Below are 22272 nucleotides of genomic sequence, written 5' to 3' on the forward strand. Positions count from 1 at the left end.
CTTTCATCCTTAGTTTTTCCACGCAGGTGTAATCCCTAAGATAAATCCTCTATAGACAATTGTAATTAAATATAATATTAAAACACTGGATGTTGAAAAAATAGCAATATAATACTTAGCTTTTGGCGATATTTTAAAATTCATTTTCATTCCTAACCAGGACATCAATGGTATAAGAAAAATAATGTATGCATGTAAATATCTACCTGTTAGATCATCAAAAGAAAAATGTTCAGGATGTGAGCTATAAAATCCTAAAAATATACCAAACCAATTTAATAGATAAACTATTAGACCAGCTAGAGCAGTAGGTAATCTATAACCACTCTTTTGGGTTGACATCATTACTAATACTAAACAAACAATCCAACAGATATTCACTATCTCCGGAAGATTATCCTGAACTACAGAGAATAATGTTGCACCCCTCCCACCCATAGTTGCAACATTAAAGTAATTATTGAAAAATACTTTTATCAAATCGGGAATATTATAGACTCTGTGGACAAATAAAACAACTGTTAAGAATAATAAACTAGTTACAATTGCTAATGATAGTTTTATTATTCTCGAACAACATTTAAGTGCTGATAATATAGGATTATATATTATTGGAACACCCAATAATACTGGTAAAGCAAAAATATAGTTAAGTTTTGTTAACAGAATCAATGCTATAGTCATTACTGTATAAACAACATCTTCTTTCCTTACATCTGATACTTTTTTTAACTGACTCAAATATAAGAAGTTTGTCCCAAAGGCTGCTACAGCAAGAAACGCCAAGATATCATATGATGGACTAGCTATTTTCTGCATAAATGGAACAGTAAATATCATCAAGAAAATCAGATGATCAAACTTGGCTCTTCTAAAAATTAGATACATCCCTCCCAAAAAGAAGATTAAATTAAATAATCTAGCAGAAAATAGCATTACACCATAACTTGGATAAATTAGCCTTCCTATGAGGATACCAATTGCAGGGATAAAATGTCCAACATCTATTTTTGATGTTAGATTTTGATCGGTTAAAACATTAAATTTAATCCCATCATTTGCAACACTTTTAATCTTTTCACCGTAAAATTTTCTTACAGAAATTTCTTTAGGTTGACTAATGGCAGTAAGTTCAATCTCTCTTAATCTTTTTTCCGAGGTCTCCCTAGGAGATGTCGCAGAAAACATAGAATAACTTTTTGCCATATGGAATCCTTCATCCCCATTTGAAAGAGGATAAGAGGCAAACAATGATATTAGGCCAAACAAAAGAACAATTAACATAAAGGCGTTAATTGTTTTCTTTTTTTCACTCATTCCTTCACCCTTTTTCTTTAATAACATACACCGGTCGTTTCTTGGTTTCTAGGAAAATCTTTGAAATATAGTTCCCGATGATTCCCAAGGCTAAGAGTTGGATTCCTCCGATAAAGAGGATGATTGAGACAAGGCTTGCCCAGCCTGCAACACTCCCACCTATAGTTAGTTTTCGGATAACAACAAAGAGAATTCCAACCAAGGAGATTAAGAATGAGAAGGTTCCCGCCCATGTGGCAAGCTTCAAGGGTACTTCTGAGAAGTTGATAAAGCCATCAAGTGAGTAACTCAATAGGCTCCAGAAAGACCATGAAGTCTCTCCCGCCACACGTTCACGATTTTCATAAGAGACATAGGCCACGTCAAAGCCGACCCAAGAAAAGAGGCCTTTTGAAAAGCGATTGACTTCCTTGAGCTCAAGGATGGCATCAACGACTTGACGAGTCATCAAGCGGAAATCACGTGCCCCATCCACCATTTCAGTATCAGAAACTTTATTAATCAACCAATAGAAGGCCTTAGCAAAGAGTGAACGAATAGGTGGCTCACCCTTGCGGTCTGCACGCCGTGTCCCAACAACGTCGTAGCCTTCTTGTATTTTGGCATACATCTCGATGAGCAGTTCAGGGGGATCTTGAAGATCGGCATCCATAACTGTGACGTAGTCACCTTGGGCAGCTTCAAGTCCTGCAAGTAAGCCTGCTTCCTTCCCAAAATTACGAGAGAAAGAGAGATAGTGAACATTTTCAAATTGCTTTGAAACCTGTCTCAAAACTTCCAAGGTGCGATCTTTTGAACCGTCATTGACAAAGTAATAGTTGAAAGCCAGCTGATTGGCCATTTGTCGCTCAACTGCCTGACAAGCCTCTAAAAAAGGATGAATAGTCTCTTCCTCGTTATAACAAGGAACAACGATAGCCAGTGTTTTCATAAGATTTCTCCTAACGAATACCTAGGGCGATACGAGCATAACGGCTCATCTTTTCGATAGTCCATGCTGGTGTCCAGACCAGTTTAACCTCTGTCTTAGTGACTTCTGGCACTTCTTTCATAGCGTCATAAATTTGGTCTGTCAAAAGGTCTGCCAGTGGGCATCCCATAGTCGTCAAGGTCATATCAATTTCAGTATAGCCATCTTGCTGGAAACGGATATCATAAATAAGGCCAAGGTTGACAATATCAATTCCCAATTCTGGGTCAATAACCATTTCCAAGGCTTCCAAGATACGGTCTTTGATTTTTTCAATTTCTGCTTCAGTGTAGGTTGCTTCAGACATAGCTTTTCCTCCAAAATCAGGGCCTAACAATCAGGCCCCTTCCATTTACTATATTAGTCTTCAATAAAGTCTTTAAGTTGTTTACTACGGCTTGGGTGGCGCAATTTACGAAGGGCTTTAGCTTCAATCTGACGAATACGTTCGCGAGTGACGTTGAAGACTTTACCAACATCTTCCAAAGTACGCATCTTCCCATCGTCAAGACCGAAACGGAGACGAAGAACATTCTCTTCGCGGTCTGTAAGGGTATCAAGCACTTCATCCAATTGTTCACGAAGAACTACACGAGTTGTGTAATCTACTGGATTTTCAATAACTTCATCCTCGATAAAGTCACCCAAATGGCTATCATCTTCTTCACCGATAGGTGTTTCTAGAGAAACTGGCTCTTGAGCAATCTTAAGGATTTCACGAACCTTATCCGGAGTCATATCCATACGTTCAGCGATTTGCTCAGGTGTTGGGTCTTGTCCCAACTCTTGCAAGAGGTTACGTTGCTCACGCACCAATTTATTAATAGTTTCAACCATGTGAACTGGGATACGGATGGTACGTGCTTGGTCTGCGATAGCACGAGTGATTGCTTGACGGATCCACCATGTCGCATAAGTTGAGAATTTGAAACCTTTAGAGTAGTCAAATTTATCAACGGCTTTCATAAGCCCCATGTTACCTTCTTGAATCAAGTCCAAGAACTGCATACCACGTCCCACATAACGTTTAGCGATTGAGACTACCAAACGAAGGTTGGCTTCTGCCAAACGTTGTTTAGCTTCCAAGTCACCATTTTCAACAGCGATAGCCAATTCTTTTTCCTCTTCGTTACTCAAGAGAGGCACTACCCCAATCTCTTTGAGGTACATACGAACAGGGTCATTGACCTTAGCTGAGTTTGAACCAAGAAGCTCCTCGTCTGTCAATTCTTCTGGTTTTGGGGCTTCAACAACATATTTAGATGAAGGATTTCCGTCCTTATCAGTGATAGAGATACCACCGTCTGTCAAACGTTCCAAAAGGTCATCAATCCCATCAGCATCAAGAACAAATGGGATAACTAGTTTTTCTGTGACTTCATCATCAATTGCTGTACCAGCTTTTTTGTGGTTACGAATGAAATCAGCGACTTGAACGTTAAATGCTGTATTTTGTTTTTTCTTTGCCATGTGTTACTCCATATCTCGTTTTTGGGCGATGAGCATTTGCAGGGCTTCCACCGCTGCATCCACATCACCGTGGTTACTTGATTCTCTTATTTGTTTACTTTGCTTACGAAAGTCCTGTTCCCTCAAAAAATGATTTCTACGCTCTTCGATAGCCTGAACTTCTTCAAGACTAGTTTCAGGTGGTAAAATCTCCTCTAAAACCTGATAATAGGCTGTTTGCACCTCTTGAGAAAGTAGAGACAAAGCTACGGTATCAATCTGACCATCCTGTTTCAGAATATGATAAAGCTCCTCTAACTCAGGTGTTTGGAAGAAAAACTCCTCTCTCATGCGATAGTCATTTAAAATCATAGGATGATTAAGCATACGATGGAAGAGTTGATTTTCCGCTCGACGAAGACCTGTAATCTTCGGTGTGGAAGGTAGTTTGACCGTCCCTCTAAATCCTGACGCTGAAGACTCATAAGCACTATTACTAGCAGCCGATAATTGAGCCGTCTGCTGATTCCTCATGGTCAACCGTTCATTATTAACCGCTTGCTCGACTTGGAAAAAATCAAAGTCAGGCAAAAGGTCGGCCACCTTAGAAATGTAGGAATTTTGTGCCGTCACAGAAGGTGACTTGGCAATAATCTTAGCAATCTGCTCAACATAGGCAATTTCTGCTTGAAGATTGTCTACATTAGCAGGTTTTAGCTGTCCTATCCAAAATTCCACATCTGAAATGCGGGACTCGACCAAAAGTTTCCCCAAAGCCTCTTCGGATGTTTTCTGTAGATATTCATCAGGGTCCATATTGTCTGGAATTTTAACAATATCGACTTGAAAATCCGATAAAAGCTCAAGAGACTTGGCGATTGCATTTTGCCCAGCCTTATCACCATCATAGGTCAGAACAATTTTCTTGGTTAACTTACGAAGACGATTGACATGCTCAGGGGTCAAAGCCGTCCCCATAGAAGCCACAGCATTAACATGCCCAGCTCTATAGGCAGCAATAACATCCATGAACCCTTCCATCAGATAGACCTCATGGGTTTTCTGTATCACTGGTTTAGCCTGATCCAGGTGGTAGAGTTCATAGGACTTATTGAAAATACGGGTAGCCCTTGTATTTTTGTACTTGGCTTGTCCTTTTTCAATATCGTCCTTAGTCCAAACACGCCCTGAAAAACCGATAGTCTTTCCAAACTCATTTTTAAGCGGAAACATGATTCGATTTTTAAAAGTATCGAAAAGACGATTACTTTCAGAAAGATTAAAAAGACCTGATTCTGTCAGCACCTCTTCATCATATTTTTTTGATACAGACTGATAGAGATAATCTGGTTCGTCAGGGGCTAGACCAATCTGGAAGGTCTTAAGTAAATCGTCAGTCATACCACGCTCATAGAGGTAGGCACGTGCTGCTTCTCCTATCTTGGTCGTCATCAGAACAGCGTGATAAAACTTAAGCGCATCCTCATGAAGATCATAGAAGGCTTGATTAGGAGAATTCTGCTGCTGAGCCTGTCTTGGTGCGTCTATCGTAACTGCAATACCTAAGCGGTCTGCCAGAACCTTGACACTTTCTTGGAAAGAAATCTGACGGTATTCCTCTAAAAATTTGAAGACATCCCCAGACTTTCCACAACCAAAACAATGGTAAAACTGTCTGTCCTCAATAACATTAAATGAGGGGGTTTTCTCCTTATGGAAGGGGCAGAGACCCAGGTAATTGCGACCTGCACGATTAAGACTGACAACTTCGCCAATCACGTCGACGATGTTGGTACTGCTCTTAATATCTTCTATTAAAGCTTTATCAATCACCATCTAATCGCCCCCTATCTTACCATAATTGCATTACCCCTAATTATAACACGATGAAAAATGAAAGTAAAATAAAATTGATTTTTCATGAGCAAATACCTTGTCAAGATTTACAAAATCAGATAAACTATTAAAAGTAAATAAAAGAAAGGATTCATTGTCAAAATGATTAAAGAACTTAAAGACTTTTTGTTCAAGGGTAACGTCCTTGATCTTGCTGTAGCCGTTGTTATGGGGGCTGCTTTCAACGCTATCATCACTTCACTTGTAAGTGATATCATCACTCCACTTATCCTTAACCCAGTTGTTAAGGCTGCTAACGTTGAAAACCTCTCTAAATTGTCATGGAACGGTATCGCATACGGTAGCTTCTTGAGCGCAGTTATCAACTTCATCATCGTTGGTACTACTCTCTTCTTCGTTGTTAAAGCTGCTAGCAAAGCAACAGCTCTTAGCAAAAAAGAAGCTGAGGATGCTGCTGAAGCAGCAGGTCCATCACAAGAAGAATTGCTTGCTGAAATCCGCGATCTTCTTGCAAACAAATAATTTTTATTTGTTCAACTAAAGACATATGAAACTCAAGACGTCTGAAATCTCAGTCGTCTTATTTTTTGTATCTCAGAACTACTAACTGACTTGTTTATTCGATGAAAAGAAAAAAACTTGAGAAGACTCAAGTTTTTTTCTGTTAATTTCATTCTTAATTAGAATTTTTTACGTTTGCGAGCTGCCTCTGATTTACGTTTACGTTTTACAGAAGGTTTTTCGTAATGTTCACGTTTACGAGCCTCTTGAAGAGTACCAGCTTTAGTCACAGAACGTTTGAAACGACGAAGAGCGTCGTCAAGTGATTCGTTTTTACGTACTACTGTTTTTGACATTGAATTCACCTCCTCAAGATAATGTAACATTTTACACGTTCTATTCAAGTATACAAGACTCGTCTTTTTCTGTCAAGAAATATATTTTAAGTTTAGGAATTTTTGCTATTACAGTTGACTTCTAAGTCTACTAAAACTATCCAAGTTTTTTCCTATACAAAAACTAGAGGAGGCATCTCCCCTAGCTACTGATTTATTCAACTGCTGTGTATTTAGAAGCATCCTTGATGTACTCGTCGTAAGTACCATCTGCTTTCAATTTCTTGACGACTTTGTTGACTACTTCTTTCAATCTTTCGTTGCCTTTAGCCATAGCGACTGCTTTTGCATCGCCATCATCAACTTTGAGGGCAACGCTTGCCAAAGCCAAATCTGAATTTTGTGCCACGTAACCTTCTGCTACTGGTTTTTCAAGGTCAACAGCATCAACTTGGCCAGATTTCACCTCGTTAATCGCCTCACCCATTGCTGTAAGTGATACGACTGTTGAATCTTTCAATTGTTTCTTAGCAAGGCCTTCTTCAATGGTACCTTTTTGAACTGCTACTTTCTTACCTTTGAAAGCATCAAGACTTGAGTAAGTAGACTCTTGATCTTTGCGAACGATGATAGCATTTTGTGTTTCGTAGTAAGGATATGAGAAATCAAAGGTTTTCTTACGTTCGTCTGTTACTGAGATACCTGAAATAGCAAGATCAGCCTTACCTGATTGAAGGCTAGAAAGGACATTGTCAAAGCTCATTGTTGTAACTTCAAGCTTAACACCGAGTTCATCAGCGATAGCTTGTGCCAACTTGATATCTGAACCAACTACTTGGTCTTTACCATCTACCAAAGTTTTGAACTCAAATGGAGCATAGTCTGGGCTGACAGCCACGACAAGTTTTTTATTTTCTTTAATGGATAAGTAAGCATCCTTTTTTGACCCACAAGCTACTAAAGTCACAGTAGCAAGGAGAGCCATAGCCCCAAGGAAAAGTTTTTTCATTTTCATAAGAAACTCCTGTATAAATATAATTTTTCGCTTGTTATTTTACTTAAAATTAGTAGCATTGTCAACATTTATTAAGAAATTGCGACAATTTTTCTAAGCCCTTTTGAAGAACTTCCTTGTCACAGCAATAACCGATGCGGACATGAGACTCCTTGTCAAAACGGTTACCTGGAACCACAAGAACACCATAGTCCTGAAGAAGCTCCAAAGCAAAATCTTCGATAGGACGATTCACATCTAGTTTGACGAAAGATGTGGAAACACTGGCAGGTCTAATCCATGACGCCTTAGGTTCCTTGGCAATCCATTCATCCATAAGAGCTAGATTTTCCTCTACAATCTGACGATTACGCTCTAGGATGGCTTCTTTATTTTCCAAGACAAGGGTAGCCACCATATCATCAAAGACACCCGCACAAATCATCGTGTAGTCACGGTAGTCACGCAGAATGTCCGCCACCTCTGTGTTAGAAGCAACCCAACCCACACGAATACCAGGAATGGAATAGGTCTTTGACAGACTATTGACGGCAATGCCCTTTTCATACAAATCTACAATAGAAGGCGTAGGCTGGTCAAAACTGCGATAGACCTCATCTGAGAAGATATAGGCGTCTACTTCTTTAGCGATAGCCACTAGCTCCTCGAGGTAAGCAGCGTCCATAAGGGCACCGGTAGGATTGTTGGCGTTGTTAATACAGATCATTTTGGTATTAGGACGAATGAGACGGCGGAGTTGGTCCAAATCAGGCAACCACCCCTTGTCCTCTTCAACCTCCCAGAGATCCACGTCTGCTCCTAGCGACTTAGGAATGTCATAGAGCTGTTGATAAGTTGGATACATGGAGATGACATGGTCCTCAGGCTCAATAAGCGCATAAAGGGCTAGCATCGTCGCTCCTGTAGCCCCATTGGTTTGGAGGATATTATCAACCGGCATGTTCTTGTATAAGCTAGCCACTTGAGTTTTGAACTCTGGTGACCCCTCAATCCAGCCGTAATCCATCTTTTTCTTTAGAAGTTGGGCAAAAAAGGCATCCTTATCAAGGCCTGACAGGTCAAATAATTCTTCCATTGTGAGGGCCTTAATTGAAACTCCTGCGATATCATATATGGCAGATTTTTCATGGACATTAAGCCATTCTTCAACACCAAAACGTGGTAGCTTCATAGTTTCTCCTTGCTTTTCTTAAGCACTCTATACGATGTCATTTGTCTATTTGAACAGACTTACCTACTTTGATAATAACTGTTTTTAGCAGAGAATTCAATAAAAAATGGGGTATTCCCCATTTAGATTTAAGAATTTTTGGAGACTCCCCTTAAGTGAATAAAGCGAGGACCAAACAAGACTTTTCGTTGTTGATGAAAGCACCTGAAATTTACTCTTTTCAGGTGCTCGGAAGTTTTAAATTTACTTACTTTGTTCGTAGGTTGATGCTTCTTTTAACCATTGGTCAAATTTTCCAGAGTCCTTAGTCTCTTTGATGACGGCATTGATTTCTTTAAGCAAGTCATCTGAACCCTTACGTGTTGCGACGGCATAAGCATCTGTGCCATCTGACTTGAGATTAAAGTTGGCAAGGGTTAAATCATCATTTTGAGCGATATAACCTTCTGCAATGGCCTTCTCAAGTACAACTGCTTGAAGCTGACCTGACTTGAGTTCGTTAATCATTTCACCATTTGAAGACAGTGATACGACACTTGCCTTAGGGATTTGTTTCTTAGCAACGGTTTCTTGGACAGACCCTTTTTGCGTACCGACCGTTTGTTTTGCGAGACTATCAGTGCTTGTGTAGTCATTTACCTTGTCTTTTTTGACAATCACTACATTTTCTGACGTATAGTAGCTGTCAGAAAAATCATAAACCTTCTTACGTTCGTCTGTCACCGAAATCCCTGCAATGGCGATATCGGCTTTACCACTTTGCACGTTAGCAAGAACATTATCAAAAGACATCACTGAAAATTCAACCTTTACACCAAGTTTTTCACCGATAGCTTTGGCCAATTCGATATCTGCTCCAACCAGCGTATCTTTGCCGTTAACCAACGATTTGAACTCAAAAGGCGCAAATTCAGATTCTGTTGCCACGACAATTTTCTTCTTTTCCTTAATCGTTTTGGGACTTACTCCCTGACTTCCGCTACAAGCAACTAGAAAGCACGTGGCGACTAGAGCTGTAAGGATAAACCAAACTTTCTTCATATAATAACCCCTTATTTACTAGAACTCTTAAGTGAAAGAGCATAGGCATCTTGAACATAGCTGTCAATCTTACCTTCTTTTTTGAGTTTAGCGATAACCTTATTAACCTTTGCTTTTAGTTTATCGCTTCCCTTAGGCATTGCGACGGCATAGGCATCTTTTGAATCTGACTTGAGCGTAATGTCTGACACAGCTAGATCACTGTTTTGATCTACATAACCTTGTGCAATGGCTTTTTCAAGAACCACTCCTTCAACTTGACCAGATTTCAATTCATTGATAGCTTCACCAGGTTGTGCCAAGGATACCACATTAGCATCTGACAAGTTTGCTTTGGCAATATTTTCTTGAATAGAACCTTTTTGAACGGCTACAGATTTTTTTGCAAAATCACCGGTTTGTTTGTAAGTTCCTGTCGCATCTTTTTTGACAACAAGAACCGTTTCAGACTCATAGTAGGTATCTGAGAAATCAAAGATTTTTTGACGTTCTTCAGTAGCTGAGATTCCGGAAATGGCGATATCTGCCTTACCAGATTGAACATTGGCTAAGACATTATCAAAAGACATTTCAGAGAATTTAACTTTTACACCAAGCTCATCTGCAATAGCCTTAGCAATTTCAACATCTGCCCCAACAATCGTATCCTTACCATTTTGGATTGTCTTGAATTCAAAAGGAGCAAAGTGAGGATTAAGAGCAACTGTCAAAGTTCCTTTATCTTGTACCTTTTCCAAAGTGTCCTTCGACGAAGAACAAGCTGCTAAAGTCGTCAAAGCAAAGATTCCTGCAAATCCCAACAAAAGTTTTTTCCATGTTTTCATAATCAATCTCTTTTCTATATTTATTAACTTATGTAAGTATAATAATGCATTATTATGCATTTGTCAATGAAAAAATGAACTTTTATTGATTATAATTTTCATTTTTATTAATTTTATCGTCATTGCAAAATCTAAAAATTACTTATTTAAAGCTCTTCTTTCTGATTTTAACGACAAAAAAACTATTCATTCATTTGAATAAATAGTTCATATTCTTACCAAAATTCTCGGATAAAGTCATTTTCAAGACGCTCACGATAGAAAAGTTCAGAGAGTTGGTCCTCTTCAAACACGCGCAGGAGGTTGAGCATGTCATAGGCCAGCTCCATCTTAGGTACGTCCTCCCTGGCAACCCAACGGACTTCTCCCTCTTCTGTCGAATGAATGTCTCCTTCAAAGTCTGAAGTTCTATAGAGGAAAACAAGATAACGCTCGTCATCTGTCGTGTACCAATGCTTCATACCAACCAATTTAGGATTTTTAATGGTCAAGCCAGTTTCTTCCTTGACCTCACGAATAACTGACTCCACTAGCCCCTCGTGTGCTTCAATATGACCACCAGGTAGGGCAGCACCCGACCAAGAATAACGCTTGGGATCGCGAATTTGCATGACAATATTCCCTTGACCATCTTCGATGAGACACATGTTGGTCAGAATAGTAGCTTGTGAACGTGACATAGATAGTCCTTTCTAGTAAGTAGTCAAATAAAATCTTAACAATTAGTTTTTAATCGACTCTCGATGTCGCAAATGCAGATAAATAGAAGCATAGAAAGCCATAAACAATATATAACCAAATATTGGTATCCAAACAAGTTCTCTTTTTATCATCCACAAGGGCTCAAAAATAATTCGCGGATTCTCTTCATTCATATCACTTATACCTACCATAGCATGCAACAGAAATACAATAAGGTTAAAATTTAAACCAATAAAAGCTGCAATTTTTCTCTGATGCTTATAGGCAATCTGATCCTTATGGGCAAGAAGTAAGAGGAACCAGATAAGAAAGTTAAGCTCAAACGGAAACAATATACCACTTCAAAATAAGGTAGGGAAATAAACATAAATCAGAAAAGAAATAACAAAACCTGGTATAAAAAGACAGATTGTCTTAAACCAACTTGAATTCAATGTTACCTCCTTTTTTGCAAGCTCATCTTGCTAAAGCATTAACCTAACGTCCAGTGTTTCTAATCCATACTCTTCAGTTCTAGCACCATATCACGGATTTGAGCCGCTAATTCAAAGTCAAGTAGTTCTGCTGCTTCGTGCATTTGTTTTTGAAGTTTCTTGATGGCTTCTTGGCGTTCTTTCTTGTTCATGGCACTGTAGTCCACAGTATCCTCTGCTACCTCTGCTTCATTAGCCTTGGTAATCGAAATAAGGTCACGAATTTCTTTCTTAATCGTTTGTGGAACAATACCATGCTCCTTATTATAGGCCATCTGGATTTCACGGCGACGAGCTGTTTCATCCATGGCTTTTTGCATAGACTCCGTAATCTTATCTGCATACATAATAACGTGACCTTCGCTATTTCGGGCAGCACGTCCGATCGTTTGGATAAGTCCACGTTCGTTACGAAGGAAGCCTTCCTTATCCGCATCCAAAATAGCAACCAGACTAACCTCAGGAACGTCAATCCCTTCACGAAGAAGGTTAATACCGATAAGAACATCAAAGACACCTAGACGCAAGTCACGGATAATCTCCGTACGTTCCAAAGTCTTAATGTCAGAGTGCATGTATTTAACCTTGACACCCATTTCCTTGAGATAGTCAGTCAAGTCTTCAGCCATCTTCTTAGTCAAAGTGGTTACAAAGACACGCTCGCCTTTTTCAGTTCGGGCATTGATCTCACCAAGGAGGTCATCCATTTGTCCCATAGTTGGACGCACTTCGACTTCTGGATCAAGAAGCCCTGTCGGACGGATGATTTGCTCAACGACAGTCTCAGTTTGCTCCATCTCATAGTCCCCTGGAGTGGCAGACACATAGACAATCTGATGAACATGACTCTCAAATTCTTCACGTCGAAGTGGACGGTTATCAAGCGCTGATGGCAAACGGAAACCGTAATCAACCAACATCTTCTTACGGGCCTGGTCCCCGTTATACATTCCCTTAATCTGACCCATGGTCATGTGACTTTCATCAATCATGATAAGGAAATCTTCTGGGAAGAAATCAAGCAAGGTGAAGGGGGGCTCGCCTTCTTTACGTCCATCCATGTGTCGTGAGTAGTTTTCAACACCATTGGTGTAGCCCATTTCACGAAGCATTTCAACATCGTATTCAGTCCTCTGGCGGATACGTTGAGCCTCGATGAGCTTACCCTCAGCTTCAAATTGCTTAACCTGGGCTTCCATCTCTTCCATAATATTCTTGATGGCTTCTTCCATATGCTCTTCATTGGTCATAAAGTGAGTCGCCGGGAAAAGAACAAGGTGCTCAACCTCGCCGAGATTGCGTCCTGTCAAACTTTCAATCTCACAGATACGGTCAATCTCATCACCGAAAAATTCCACACGAAAGGCGTGTTCATCGCGGCTGGCAGGGAAAATCTCGACTACATCACCGCGTACACGGAATTTCCCACGTTGGAAATCAATGTCATTTCGCTCAAACTGGATATCAACTAGGTCATTGAGCAACTTGTCTCGAGAAATCTCTTGCCCTGGACGAAGACTAACCGCTGAATCGGCATATTCTTTTGGCGAACCCAAACCGTAAATACAAGAAACGGAAGCCACAACGATAACATCATTACGCTCAAGGAGGGCAGATGTCGCTGAGTGACGGAGCTTATCAATTTCATCATTTACAGAACTATCTTTTTCGATATAGGTATCTGATGACGGTACATAGGCCTCTGGCTGATAGAAATCATAGTAGGAAACGAAGTATTCTACAGCATTGTCTGGGAAGAACTCCTTGAACTCTCCATAAAGCTGACCTGCCAAAGTTTTATTGTGGGCAATAACCAAGGTTGGTTTATTGACGCGCTGGATGACCTGACTCATGGTATAAGTCTTACCTGTCCCTGTCGCCCCCTTTAGAATTTGAGCCTTCTCACCACCTTCAATATTGTCCACCAAGGCTTCGATGGCCTGAGGTTGATCCCCAGAAGGTTCATATTTAGAAACCAAATGGAATTGGTTGTCTTCTTTTCTATCTATCATTCTTTTTCCTTTCATTTATGTAATCATTCATCTCTTGGTCGGAGAAGATTTCCCCACTTGTAAGCGGAATTTGAATCATTCGCATCTTAGCGACATAGGCACGTTTCTTCCATGATTGATGACCAAGTTTTTTGTCATAGGTAACAGCTGTCTCACCATTTTTGAAGAAGATAAGCAACACCTGATATCTCTTTTTATCATCAACCTCGGCATCATAGTCGAAGACATGCTCGATGCGTTTCAAAGAATATCTCACTGTCGAAGAGCGTCCAATATCCTCCATCCGTGTTGTCCAAGCTTTCTTGACAAATTCAATCTCGGATAAGGGAATGTCAAAAGTTTTCCGTCCAAATGCTTGGCCATAGTAGGTCAAGGAATTGTCATCCAGTTCCAAGAGCTTTCCATGACCTTTGAGATTTACGATACCGTCTATAAGGTGAACAATGGATAATAAAAGCCAAAATAAAACAATGACAGCAAGGAACTGCTTGACTGGATTATCACGAAGAGAACCTATAATGAGCTCAGGACAAAGAATCCATAAAGACAAGACAGAAAATATAAGGCCAACGACTATTTTCAATTTCAACATGACCCTATCAAGCTTAACTATCATATTGTCTCCTCCATGTGTTTCTTCTATTTTAACACAGAAGTAAAAAGACCGAGTCTTTGAACTCAGCCTTAAAAGTTTTCTTTTTTCAATTGTAGACGAAGAATGATAATCCCTACTAGGAGAACGAGACAGGTAACAAGATTTCCTTCTAGACCAAAGGCCCCTCCTGACAACCAATCAGGCACGCCTGACCTGGCCTGAAAGTGCAATAAGCTGGCGCCTGCATCCTGTCCACTAACTGCCACGCCAACTAGATTTCCTTGCGCGAAGTTCCAAGCACCGTGAAGGGCAGCTACACCCCAGATATTATCTGTCTTGAGCATGTAAAGCGCCATGAGAACTCCTACCAGAACAATACTGATAAGAGACAAGGCGGTAACACCTTGATTTCCTAGGTGTAATATTGAAAAGAAAGAACTTGAAATAGCAATTCCCCAGGAAAGGTTCAATTTATTAGTCACCGTCTGAAGTAACCAACCACGTGTCACCAGTTCCTCGGTTCCACCTTGGATAAACCAGAAAGGTATTAGGGATAGTATACATAAGAGGGTTCTCTGAGAAAAGTCTACTTTTACAAATTCTAACCCTCCAAGTAAATAAGTCCCAAGGAAACTAACTAACAAGAGTAGAGTCCCAAATCCCCAGCCCTTAAGCAAGTTCAACCAAATATGACCCTTGAAAAATCCAAGTGTACGAATGGGACGTTTTTCAACAACTTTAACCCAGAAAAAGATAGCTAAGGCAGTAAAGGCAAATGTTCCCAACTGAAAATACATGTTTGAAAACATCTTATAGGAAATCGTATTTATATCCTGGAACTGAATGTTACCATTTAATACTAAGAACGAAAGAACAATAGCCATTGGAATTCCCACAACAATCCCTGATAGAAATCCACCTACAAGGACATAACCAGTGGCTATAAAACAGGACAGCATAATCATCAGCCAACTTGGAACTTTATCATATCGGCTAGTATATTTCTCAAGCATACGTTTCTTCATTTTTTAGCTCCTGTAACAAATCTTACATGTATTCGATTACAGTGTAACTAATTGACACAAGCTTGTCAACTTCTTCTCAGATAGCTCTCATAGCTAACGAACCTTGTTATATTTTCTAACATCAAACTCCAAGAAGTTTGATAACAAGACCTTTTTTTGATAGAATAGGAAGGTATTTTATAAAGGAGACTTTTTATAATGAAGAAAAAACTTCTGACACTCTTCTTGAGTGCCATGTCAGTTTTCTTTGTTTTCGGAGCTAAGGCATCCGCTGAAACTATTTCAGTTGTTTCAGACACAGCCTATGCCCCATTTGAATTCAAAGATTCTGATCAGACCTACAAGGGTATCGACGTTGATATCATCAACGAAGTTGCCAAACGTAAAAATTGGGACGTTAACCAAACCTTCCCTGGTTTCGATGCAGCCGTTAACGCTGTGCAATCAGGCCAAGCAGACGCCCTTATGGCCGGTACTACTGTTACCGACGCACGTAAGAAGGTCTTCACTTTCTCAGACACTTATTACGACACTTCAATTGTTATCTACACACGTAGCAGCGATAAAGTCAGCGACTACAAACAATTGAAGGGTAAAACAGTCGGTGTTAAAAACGGTACCGCTGCTCAAACTTGGCTTGATAAAAACGCTAGTAAATATGGTTTCACAGTTAAAACTTTTGACACTAGCGACTTGATGAACAATAGCTTGGATTCTGGTTCTGTTGACGCAGCTATGGACGACACACCAGTTGTTAAATACGCTATTGGTCAAGGAAAAGACTACGCGATCAACATTAAGCCTGAATCTATCGGTAGCTTCGCTTTCGCTGTTAAAAAAGGCGGAAAACACGAAAAGCTTATCAAAGACTTCAACGAAGCTCTTAAAGAAATGAAGAAAGACGGCACCTACGACAAAATCATGAACAAATGGTTGGGTGACTCAGAAAAATCTTCTTCATCAAAACCTTCAGCAGATCTTAAATTGACTGGTGATGCTAACGCAAAAGCCACTCCTGTTAAGGAAACCTACACTATCTCAATGGACTCATCTTTTGCTCCATTTGAATACCAAAATGGTTCAGGTAAATATGTAGGTATCGATGTCGATATCATCAATGCCATTGCTAAAAATCAAGGTTTCAATGTCAAATTGACAAACCCTGGTTTCGATGCATCACTTAATGCTGTACAATCTAGCCAAGCCGACGCGGTTATGGCTGGTATGACCATCACTGATGCTCGTAAACAAATCTTTGACTTCTCAGATCCTTACTACACATCAAACATTCGTTTGGCTGTAGCTAAAGGAAGTAAGGTTAAATCTTACAAGGATCTTAAAGGTAAGACTGTAGGAGCTAAGAACGGTACGTCATCATACTCATGGTTGGAAGACCACGCTGGTGAGTATGGCTTTACTGTTCGTGCTTACGATGAAGCTTCTACTATGTACGATAGCTTGAACTCTGGTTCAATCGATGCTCTTATGGATGATGAAGCCGTTCTTCTATACGCTATCCAACAAGGGCGTAACTTTACAACACCAATTGAAGGTATTGCCACTGGTGAAGTCGGATTTGCTGTTAAAAAAGGCACTAACCCTGAGTTGATTGAGATGTTCAACAATGGTTTGGCTGCTATCGTGAAAGATGGTACTTACGATAAGATTATCAATAAATACCTCGATAACAACAAATCAAAAGAAGGAAGCTCAAAAAAAGCTACCGATGAAACAACCATCGTAGGATTGATTAAAAACAACTACAAACAACTTCTCCAAGGTCTTGGAATTACCCTTGGATTGACCCTTCTTTCATTTGCTATTGCCATGATTATCGGTGTTATCTTCGGTATGATGGCAGTTGCACCAAACAAGACACTCCGTGTGATTTCGCAAGTCTTTGTTGACGTGGTTCGTGGTATCCCATTGATGATTGTTGCAGCCTTCATCTACTGGGGTATTCCTAACTTGATTGAAAATATCACTGGTCACCAATCACCAATCAATGACTTTGTGGCAGCGACAATTGCCCTCTCACTTAACGGTGGTGCTTACATTGCCGAAATTGTACGTGGTGGTATCGAAGCTGTTCCGATTGGTCAGATGGAAGCTAGCCGAAGCTTGGGTGTCCCTTACAATACAACAATGCGTAAGGTTATCTTGCCACAGGCTGTTCGCTTGATGTTGCCAAACTTCATCAACCAATTTGTTATCTCATTGAAAGATACGACTATCGTATCAGCTATCGGTTTGGTTGAACTCTTCCAAACTGGTAAAATCATCATTGCTCGTAACTACCAATCATTCCGTATGTATGCGATTTTGGCCATCCTTTACTTGGTCATCATCACATGCTTGACGAAATTGGCTAAACGACTAGAAAAGAGACTTAAATAATGGCTGAATTGAAAATCGATGTGCAGAACTTGCACAAATCATACGGCGACAATGAAGTCCTTAAAGGCATTGACGCCAAATTCTACGAAGGCGACGTTGTGTGTATCATTGGTCCTTCAGGTTCTGGTAAATCAACCTTCCTTCGTACCCTTAACCTGCTTGAAACCGTGACATCTGGTAAAGTAGTCGTTGATGGTTTTGAATTATCAGATCCTAAGACAAACCTTGACAAAGCCCGTGAAAATATCGGGATGGTCTTCCAACATTTCAACCTCTTCCCACACATGACAGTCCTTGAAAACGTGACATTTGCACCTGTTGAACTCGGACGTATGAACAAGGAAGAAGCTGATAAATTAGCTATGGATCTTCTTAATCGTGTTGGACTTGCTGACAAGGCCGATGCAACGCCAGATAGCTTGTCAGGTGGACAAAAACAACGTGTGGCAATTGCACGTGGTTTGGCAATGAATCCTGATATCATGCTCTTTGACGAACCGACTTCTGCCCTTGACCCTGAAATGGTCGGAGACGTTCTTAACGTTATGAAAGAATTGGCAGAGCAAGGTATGACCATGATTATCGTTACTCACGAAATGGGATTTGCTCGTCAAGTTGCCAACCGAGTAATCTTTACTGCGGACGGTGAGTTCCTCGAAGATGGTACTCCAGATCAAATCTTTGATAACCCACAACACCCACGTTTGAAAGAATTCTTGGACAAGGTTCTAAACGCCTAATTATCAAAACAGTTACTCTTGCTAGAGTAGCTGTTTTTGATTGCCATTTTGGATAAGAAAAACAGAGCAAGTGCTAGACTTGCTCTGTTTCTTCATTTAGTTCAGGGTGTTTTGCTGCTTCTTCCCTTGCCAAGCGTTCACGCTCAAGACGGAGTTTTCGGTTAGGATTTAAGCGCGTAAAGAGTTCTTCAAGTTTCTTTGGATTCCAAACATCGGCCGCAGAAACAAAGTTTCCATCTTTATCCCTGAAGGATATCGGTTTATCTCCCATTGTAAACCTCTTATTTCAATATTTTTAAATTCGCCAACTTCACGTAGTTAGTAAGGTTGATAGGCAGTCCGCCATAGCGATTGGCGTAGACTATCTTGTGCTTCAGCACTAAGAGAGTCTTGCTCGGTTACGACACGAAGGAAAGTCGGTCGATTATACCGACTTTACGTAGTTAGTGAGGTTGATAGGCAGTCCGCCATAGCGGCTGCCGTAGACTATCAAGTGCTTCAGCACTTAGAGAGTCTTTCAACGTCAATCCACAAACTCAAACTCGAAGTTACCGATACGAACGATATCGCCATCCTTAGCACCACGTTCACGAAGTGCTTCATCAACTCCCATACCACGCAATTGACGTGCAAATTTCATGATAGATTCGTCACGTTCCATGTTAGTCATGACAAAGAGTTTTTCAAGTATCTCACCAGAAAGTACCCATGAGGCATCGTCGTCACGACTAATTTCAAATGGACGTTCATCCTCGTTAAAGCCGTAGTAAACTTCTTCTTGTTCCATATCGTCTTCGCTATAAAGCAAGAATTCATCTGTCTCATCAAGCAATTCTGCAGTAGCTTCCAAGAGATTTTCCAAACCTTGGTGAGCCAAACTTGAAATTGGGAAAATTTGTGGCAACTCATCAAATTCATCATAGTTAGCAGCCAATTTTTCCTTAAACTCTTTCAAGTTTTCCTCAGCCCCAGGCATGTCCATCTTATTAGCCACAATAATTTGTGGACGTTCCATCAAGCGAAGGTTGTAAGTTTCCAACTCTTTGTTAATTTGAAGATAATCCTCGTAAGGATCACGCCCTTCACTCGCTGACATATCAATCACATGAAGGATAACACGTGTACGCTCAATGTGGCGAAGGAACTGTGTTCCCAAACCAACACCCTGGCTAGCCCCCTCAATCAATCCTGGAAGGTCAGCAATGGCAAAGCTCTCACCTGACTTCGTACGAACCATCCCCAAGTTAGGAACAATTGTCGTAAAGTGATAGGCACCAATCTTTGGTTTTGCTGAGGTTACCACACTGAGGATCGTTGATTTACCAACGGATGGGAAACCAACCAAACCAACATCCGCCAAAATCTTCAATTCCAATTGAAGTTCACGTTCTTCACCTGGTTCACCATTTTCAGCGATTTCGGGAGCAGGGTTACGAGGTGTCGCAAAACGGATATTTCCTCGTCCACCACGTCCACCGTGAGCAACGACAAACTCTTGGCCATCCTCAACCATATCAGTAATAACCTTGCCTGTCTCAGCATCACGCACCGTTGTACCAGGCGGGATACTAACGATGAGGTCTTCAGCGCCTCGCCCGTGCATTCCCTTGGTCATCCCTTTTTCGCCATTCTTAGCCTTGAATTTACGATTATAACGGAAATCCATAAGGGTACGCAAGCCTTCGTCAACCTTGAAAATGACTGAGCCACCCTTACCACCGTCACCGCCCCAAGGACCACCATTAGGTACATATTTCTCACGACGGAAGGCAACCATTCCGTCACCACCACGACCAGCTTTGACACTAATCTTGGCTGTATCTAAAAACATACTCATCTATATTTCTCTCTTTCTGATTTGTATGCCATGTACAAATTCAATCACAAACGAAAGAATTTTCGACATACACAAAAAAACGCTTGATAGCGTCTTAAAGGACAGCTGCGACTGCTTGGAAAATCAATGCCCCAACTGTTACTAATAGCATAATCAAAACGACCAATACTGTTAGACGTTCAAAAAATGATTTCTTACGTGGTCCGTTATCTCCAAATGCCACTTGAATTTACCTCGTTTTTTCTTCTAATATTTCACAATAATAGTAACAAAAATCTGCCTATTTCGCAACTCTTAGACTAGCTTAAGCCAAAGGAATTCCAAAAACCGTTAAAGCTTCCAACTCCTCCTCGGTCAAACGTCGCCAAGCACCGACTTCTAAATCATTGGGCAGGCTTAAAGGCCCCATACTTAGACGTTGTAACTCTGTCACTTCCTTACCACAAGCTGCTACCATACGCTTAACCTGATGAAATTTCCCTTCAGCAATGGTAATCTGAACCAGGCTAGTCCCAATAGCCCTATCTACTGAAATAATCTCTAGTTTAGCCGGTTGGCAAGTATGATCTTTGAGTTCAATTCCTTTTTCAAAAGCCAGAATATCCTCCTGATTCATGATTCCATCAACCTTAGCCTGATAAATCTTATCAACATGTTTCTTGGGAGACAGCATGGCGTGAGCTAAGTCACCATTATTGGTCAAAAGCAGGAGACCGTGAGTATCAATATCCAAACGTCCAACAGGAAAGACCTGCTTATGTCTGGCTGTATCATCCAGTAAATCAAGCACTGTCTTGTGACGAGCATCCTCCGTCGCTGAAATAACACCCTGAGGCTTATTTAAAAGATAGTAAACAAAGGTCTCGTGTGTTAACGCTTGACCTTGAAAAGCAATCTGGTCTTGATTCTCATCAATCTGAGTCTTAGGTGATGTCTCCACCTGACCATTTACGGTCACTTGCTTCTTTTTGAGAAAGGTCTTGACTTGACTGCGACTACCAACACCACAATCAACCAAAAACTTATCCAGACGCATCTATACTTCCTCCTTTATTGGAATCCAAACTTCCATTTCATAATCTTCAGCCTGACGATTCCCTGGTGGATAAACCTCTACAGTTGGCTGATCAATCATTTCAAAATGTTTCTTAGCATAATGAAAACTCTCCCAAACAGCTGCTGTTGCAGGCCCTCTAAGTTTAAAAACCGCATAAGTAGCCGGTGCAAGAGCAATCATTTCCATACTATCATCCTCACCAGCCAAGGCTGTTACATAAGTCTTACGACTGCCATCATTGATCCGAATACCATAGGTAGGAACAGCCAAATCATCTTGTTCTGCCAAAAAGGGTACCCAAAGAAAGTCTGTTGGCTTACCTAGTTCCTCGCCCTCAAAAGCCATCCCTGAAAAACTCAAAAATCCCTTTCGAACAACCTTCACATCATAACGAACAGTTACTAAATCCAGCTTTTGAATCACCTTTTTCAGTTTTATCAGTTCGACTGGAACCTCATCTGCTAGGACATAGGAAATCTTTTCTACAAATGCTTCTTTTTCAGCATTACCTGAACCTATAGGAACCAAGACCCAATCTTCTGCTGTGACACTTTGATCTTCACAAAGGTAGGTAAAGTGCTTTCCCCCTTCGTTAAAAGACACATCAGCTAAACGAAAAAGAGGCTCAGGCAAATCGACAACCACCATTTCAAGCCCCTTTGCTTGAAACAAGAGCTCTTGATCCCTTAAACGCACTTTCATAGCCAAGCTATCACTATCAATAGAAAAGCTGTTATCCAAGTCCATTACAGACTGAAAGAAGGCCTGGTGTAACCCTGAAAAAGTCCAGACGGCATGCCAACGACACATCATCTCATAATCATCAATGGTCACAAGAAGAGAGAGCTCCTGCTGGTCTGACGCATAAGAATAGGCTTGAACGCTCAATTGGTCTGGTGTCAGGTAGTCATTAACGAAGACCGCAAAGTCATCCATGGTTTGAAAATCTGACAT

The 22272-nt window shown here is 40.6% G+C and carries 22 protein-coding genes; 3 read left to right on the forward strand and 19 right to left on the reverse strand.

Translation table 11 applies throughout. The features are described 5' to 3' along the window. Positions 1-9 precede the first annotated feature (9 nt). The 5 genes from HMPREF3112_RS01725 to dnaG are packed head-to-tail and all read right to left on the reverse strand — an operon-like array spanning position 10 to position 5572. On the reverse strand, positions 10-1344 hold the full coding sequence (locus tag HMPREF3112_RS01725; RefSeq protein WP_227826977.1) for a glycosyltransferase family protein: 1335 nt from the start codon (positions 1342-1344) through the stop codon (positions 10-12). Continuing rightward, entirely contained in the window at positions 1322-2248 is a 927-nt protein-coding gene (locus HMPREF3112_RS01730) for a glycosyltransferase family 2 protein (RefSeq protein ID WP_037611851.1), read from the reverse strand. The genes HMPREF3112_RS01725 and HMPREF3112_RS01730 overlap by 23 nt, the downstream gene beginning before the upstream one ends. A 10-nt stretch (positions 2249-2258) precedes the next feature. Continuing rightward, positions 2259-2594 carry a metal-sulfur cluster assembly factor gene (locus HMPREF3112_RS01735; protein ID WP_070438004.1) on the reverse strand — a complete coding sequence of 112 codons (336 nt, stop codon included), beginning with the start codon at positions 2592-2594 and terminating at the stop codon, positions 2259-2261. 53 nt (positions 2595-2647) lie between these two features. Next, complete coding sequence (gene rpoD, locus HMPREF3112_RS11215; RefSeq protein ID WP_002884252.1) at positions 2648-3757, reverse strand: RNA polymerase sigma factor RpoD; 1110 nt, start codon at positions 3755-3757, stop codon at positions 2648-2650. A gap of 3 nt (positions 3758-3760) precedes the next feature. Next, the gene (gene dnaG, locus HMPREF3112_RS11220) at positions 3761-5572 is read right to left on the reverse strand and encodes a DNA primase (protein WP_002886808.1); all 1812 of its coding nucleotides are present in this window, start codon (positions 5570-5572) and stop codon (positions 3761-3763) included. A 162-nt stretch (positions 5573-5734) separates the two neighbouring features. Here dnaG and mscL point away from each other — a divergent pair, with 162 nt between their 5' ends. Then, positions 5735-6115 (forward strand): large conductance mechanosensitive channel protein MscL, encoded by a 381-nt coding sequence (gene mscL / locus HMPREF3112_RS01750; RefSeq protein WP_037611854.1) that lies wholly within the window; start codon positions 5735-5737, stop codon positions 6113-6115. Between the two features lie 158 nt (positions 6116-6273). Here the strand turns inward: mscL and rpsU are convergent, their stop codons facing one another. The 9 genes from rpsU to HMPREF3112_RS01800 all read right to left on the reverse strand — a co-directional run bounded on the left by rpsU (position 6274) and on the right by HMPREF3112_RS01800 (position 15287). Continuing rightward, a complete protein-coding gene (gene rpsU / locus HMPREF3112_RS01755; RefSeq protein WP_002884573.1) occupies positions 6274-6450 on the reverse strand; it encodes a 30S ribosomal protein S21 in 177 nt (58 codons plus the stop codon). A 193-nt stretch (positions 6451-6643) separates the two neighbouring features. Continuing rightward, entirely contained in the window at positions 6644-7438 is a 795-nt protein-coding gene (locus HMPREF3112_RS01760) for a transporter substrate-binding domain-containing protein (protein ID WP_037601831.1), read from the reverse strand. Between the two features lie 67 nt (positions 7439-7505). Then, positions 7506-8615: an aminotransferase gene (locus HMPREF3112_RS01765; RefSeq protein WP_014634848.1), complete on the reverse strand. Its 1110-nt coding sequence runs from the start codon at positions 8613-8615 to the stop codon at positions 7506-7508. A 243-nt stretch (positions 8616-8858) separates the two neighbouring features. Then, positions 8859-9656, reverse strand: coding sequence for a transporter substrate-binding domain-containing protein (locus tag HMPREF3112_RS01770; protein WP_070437712.1), 798 nt, complete (start codon positions 9654-9656; stop codon positions 8859-8861). Between the two features lie 11 nt (positions 9657-9667). Continuing rightward, positions 9668-10480: a transporter substrate-binding domain-containing protein gene (locus tag HMPREF3112_RS01775; RefSeq protein ID WP_070437715.1), complete on the reverse strand. Its 813-nt coding sequence runs from the start codon at positions 10478-10480 to the stop codon at positions 9668-9670. A gap of 215 nt (positions 10481-10695) precedes the next feature. Next, positions 10696-11160 (reverse strand): 8-oxo-dGTP diphosphatase, encoded by a 465-nt coding sequence (locus HMPREF3112_RS01780; RefSeq protein WP_021143784.1) that lies wholly within the window; start codon positions 11158-11160, stop codon positions 10696-10698. 515 nt (positions 11161-11675) lie between these two features. Then, entirely contained in the window at positions 11676-13667 is a 1992-nt protein-coding gene (gene uvrB / locus HMPREF3112_RS01790) for an excinuclease ABC subunit UvrB (RefSeq protein ID WP_021143783.1), read from the reverse strand. Beyond that, complete coding sequence (locus HMPREF3112_RS01795; protein WP_070437718.1) at positions 13657-14283, reverse strand: hypothetical protein; 627 nt, start codon at positions 14281-14283, stop codon at positions 13657-13659. Before HMPREF3112_RS01795 ends, uvrB begins: the two co-directional genes overlap by 11 nt. 68 nt (positions 14284-14351) lie before the next feature. Beyond that, a complete protein-coding gene (locus HMPREF3112_RS01800) occupies positions 14352-15287 on the reverse strand; it encodes a CPBP family intramembrane glutamic endopeptidase (protein WP_070437721.1) in 936 nt (311 codons plus the stop codon). 198 nt (positions 15288-15485) lie between these two features. Here HMPREF3112_RS01800 and HMPREF3112_RS01805 point away from each other — a divergent pair, with 198 nt between their 5' ends. Continuing rightward, positions 15486-17684 carry an ABC transporter substrate-binding protein/permease gene (locus HMPREF3112_RS01805; protein WP_070437724.1) on the forward strand — a complete coding sequence of 733 codons (2199 nt, stop codon included), beginning with the start codon at positions 15486-15488 and terminating at the stop codon, positions 17682-17684. Next, entirely contained in the window at positions 17684-18424 is a 741-nt protein-coding gene (locus tag HMPREF3112_RS01810; RefSeq protein ID WP_002891489.1) for an amino acid ABC transporter ATP-binding protein, read from the forward strand. Before HMPREF3112_RS01805 ends, HMPREF3112_RS01810 begins: the two co-directional genes overlap by 1 nt. A gap of 73 nt (positions 18425-18497) precedes the next feature. Here HMPREF3112_RS01810 and HMPREF3112_RS01815 read toward each other — a convergent pair whose 3' ends face one another. The 5 genes from HMPREF3112_RS01815 to HMPREF3112_RS01835 form a co-directional block, all read right to left on the reverse strand. Further along, positions 18498-18695 carry a hypothetical protein gene (locus HMPREF3112_RS01815; RefSeq protein ID WP_002884415.1) on the reverse strand — a complete coding sequence of 66 codons (198 nt, stop codon included), beginning with the start codon at positions 18693-18695 and terminating at the stop codon, positions 18498-18500. 252 nt (positions 18696-18947) lie between these two features. Then, positions 18948-20261: a GTPase ObgE gene (obgE, locus tag HMPREF3112_RS01820; RefSeq protein WP_070437727.1), complete on the reverse strand. Its 1314-nt coding sequence runs from the start codon at positions 20259-20261 to the stop codon at positions 18948-18950. A 94-nt stretch (positions 20262-20355) separates the two neighbouring features. Further along, positions 20356-20484, reverse strand: a complete 129-nt coding sequence (locus tag HMPREF3112_RS01825) for a DUF4044 domain-containing protein (protein ID WP_002884629.1) — start codon at positions 20482-20484, stop codon at positions 20356-20358. An 81-nt stretch (positions 20485-20565) separates the two neighbouring features. Continuing rightward, the gene (locus HMPREF3112_RS01830) at positions 20566-21297 is read right to left on the reverse strand and encodes a pseudouridine synthase (protein WP_070437730.1); all 732 of its coding nucleotides are present in this window, start codon (positions 21295-21297) and stop codon (positions 20566-20568) included. Further along, positions 21298-22272: a GyrI-like domain-containing protein gene (locus tag HMPREF3112_RS01835; protein ID WP_070437733.1), complete on the reverse strand. Its 975-nt coding sequence runs from the start codon at positions 22270-22272 to the stop codon at positions 21298-21300. It lies immediately after the preceding gene.

The organism is Streptococcus sp. HMSC10E12 (genome assembly GCF_001807855.1).
GTDB classification, from domain to species: Bacteria; Bacillota; Bacilli; order Lactobacillales; family Streptococcaceae; genus Streptococcus; species Streptococcus salivarius.

Bases quoted from the DNA above. Each gene is read 5' to 3' on its own strand.
- HMPREF3112_RS01725 (WP_227826977.1), bottom strand. From the start codon at position 1,344: ATGTTATTAAAGAAAAAGGGTGAAGGAATGAGTGAAAAAAAGAAAACA.
- HMPREF3112_RS01730 (WP_037611851.1), bottom strand. From the start codon at position 2,248: ATGAAAACACTGGCTATCGTTGTTCCTTGTTATAACGAGGAAGAGACT.
- HMPREF3112_RS01735 (WP_070438004.1), bottom strand. From the start codon at position 2,594: ATGTCTGAAGCAACCTACACTGAAGCAGAAATTGAAAAAATCAAAGAC.
- rpoD (WP_002884252.1), bottom strand. From the start codon at position 3,757: ATGGCAAAGAAAAAACAAAATACAGCATTTAACGTTCAAGTCGCTGAT.
- dnaG (WP_002886808.1), bottom strand. From the start codon at position 5,572: ATGGTGATTGATAAAGCTTTAATAGAAGATATTAAGAGCAGTACCAAC.
- mscL (WP_037611854.1), top strand. From the start codon at position 5,735: ATGATTAAAGAACTTAAAGACTTTTTGTTCAAGGGTAACGTCCTTGAT.
- rpsU (WP_002884573.1), bottom strand. From the start codon at position 6,450: ATGTCAAAAACAGTAGTACGTAAAAACGAATCACTTGACGACGCTCTT.
- HMPREF3112_RS01760 (WP_037601831.1), bottom strand. From the start codon at position 7,438: ATGAAAAAACTTTTCCTTGGGGCTATGGCTCTCCTTGCTACTGTGACT.
- HMPREF3112_RS01765 (WP_014634848.1), bottom strand. From the start codon at position 8,615: ATGAAGCTACCACGTTTTGGTGTTGAAGAATGGCTTAATGTCCATGAA.
- HMPREF3112_RS01770 (WP_070437712.1), bottom strand. From the start codon at position 9,656: ATGAAGAAAGTTTGGTTTATCCTTACAGCTCTAGTCGCCACGTGCTTT.
- HMPREF3112_RS01775 (WP_070437715.1), bottom strand. From the start codon at position 10,480: ATGAAAACATGGAAAAAACTTTTGTTGGGATTTGCAGGAATCTTTGCT.
- HMPREF3112_RS01780 (WP_021143784.1), bottom strand. From the start codon at position 11,160: ATGTCACGTTCACAAGCTACTATTCTGACCAACATGTGTCTCATCGAA.
- uvrB (WP_021143783.1), bottom strand. From the start codon at position 13,667: ATGATAGATAGAAAAGAAGACAACCAATTCCATTTGGTTTCTAAATAT.
- HMPREF3112_RS01795 (WP_070437718.1), bottom strand. From the start codon at position 14,283: ATGATAGTTAAGCTTGATAGGGTCATGTTGAAATTGAAAATAGTCGTT.
- HMPREF3112_RS01800 (WP_070437721.1), bottom strand. From the start codon at position 15,287: ATGAAGAAACGTATGCTTGAGAAATATACTAGCCGATATGATAAAGTT.
- HMPREF3112_RS01805 (WP_070437724.1), top strand. From the start codon at position 15,486: ATGAAGAAAAAACTTCTGACACTCTTCTTGAGTGCCATGTCAGTTTTC.
- HMPREF3112_RS01810 (WP_002891489.1), top strand. From the start codon at position 17,684: ATGGCTGAATTGAAAATCGATGTGCAGAACTTGCACAAATCATACGGC.
- HMPREF3112_RS01815 (WP_002884415.1), bottom strand. From the start codon at position 18,695: ATGGGAGATAAACCGATATCCTTCAGGGATAAAGATGGAAACTTTGTT.
- obgE (WP_070437727.1), bottom strand. From the start codon at position 20,261: ATGAGTATGTTTTTAGATACAGCCAAGATTAGTGTCAAAGCTGGTCGT.
- HMPREF3112_RS01830 (WP_070437730.1), bottom strand. From the start codon at position 21,297: ATGCGTCTGGATAAGTTTTTGGTTGATTGTGGTGTTGGTAGTCGCAGT.
- HMPREF3112_RS01835 (WP_070437733.1), bottom strand. From the start codon at position 22,272: ATGTCAGATTTTCAAACCATGGATGACTTTGCGGTCTTCGTTAATGAC.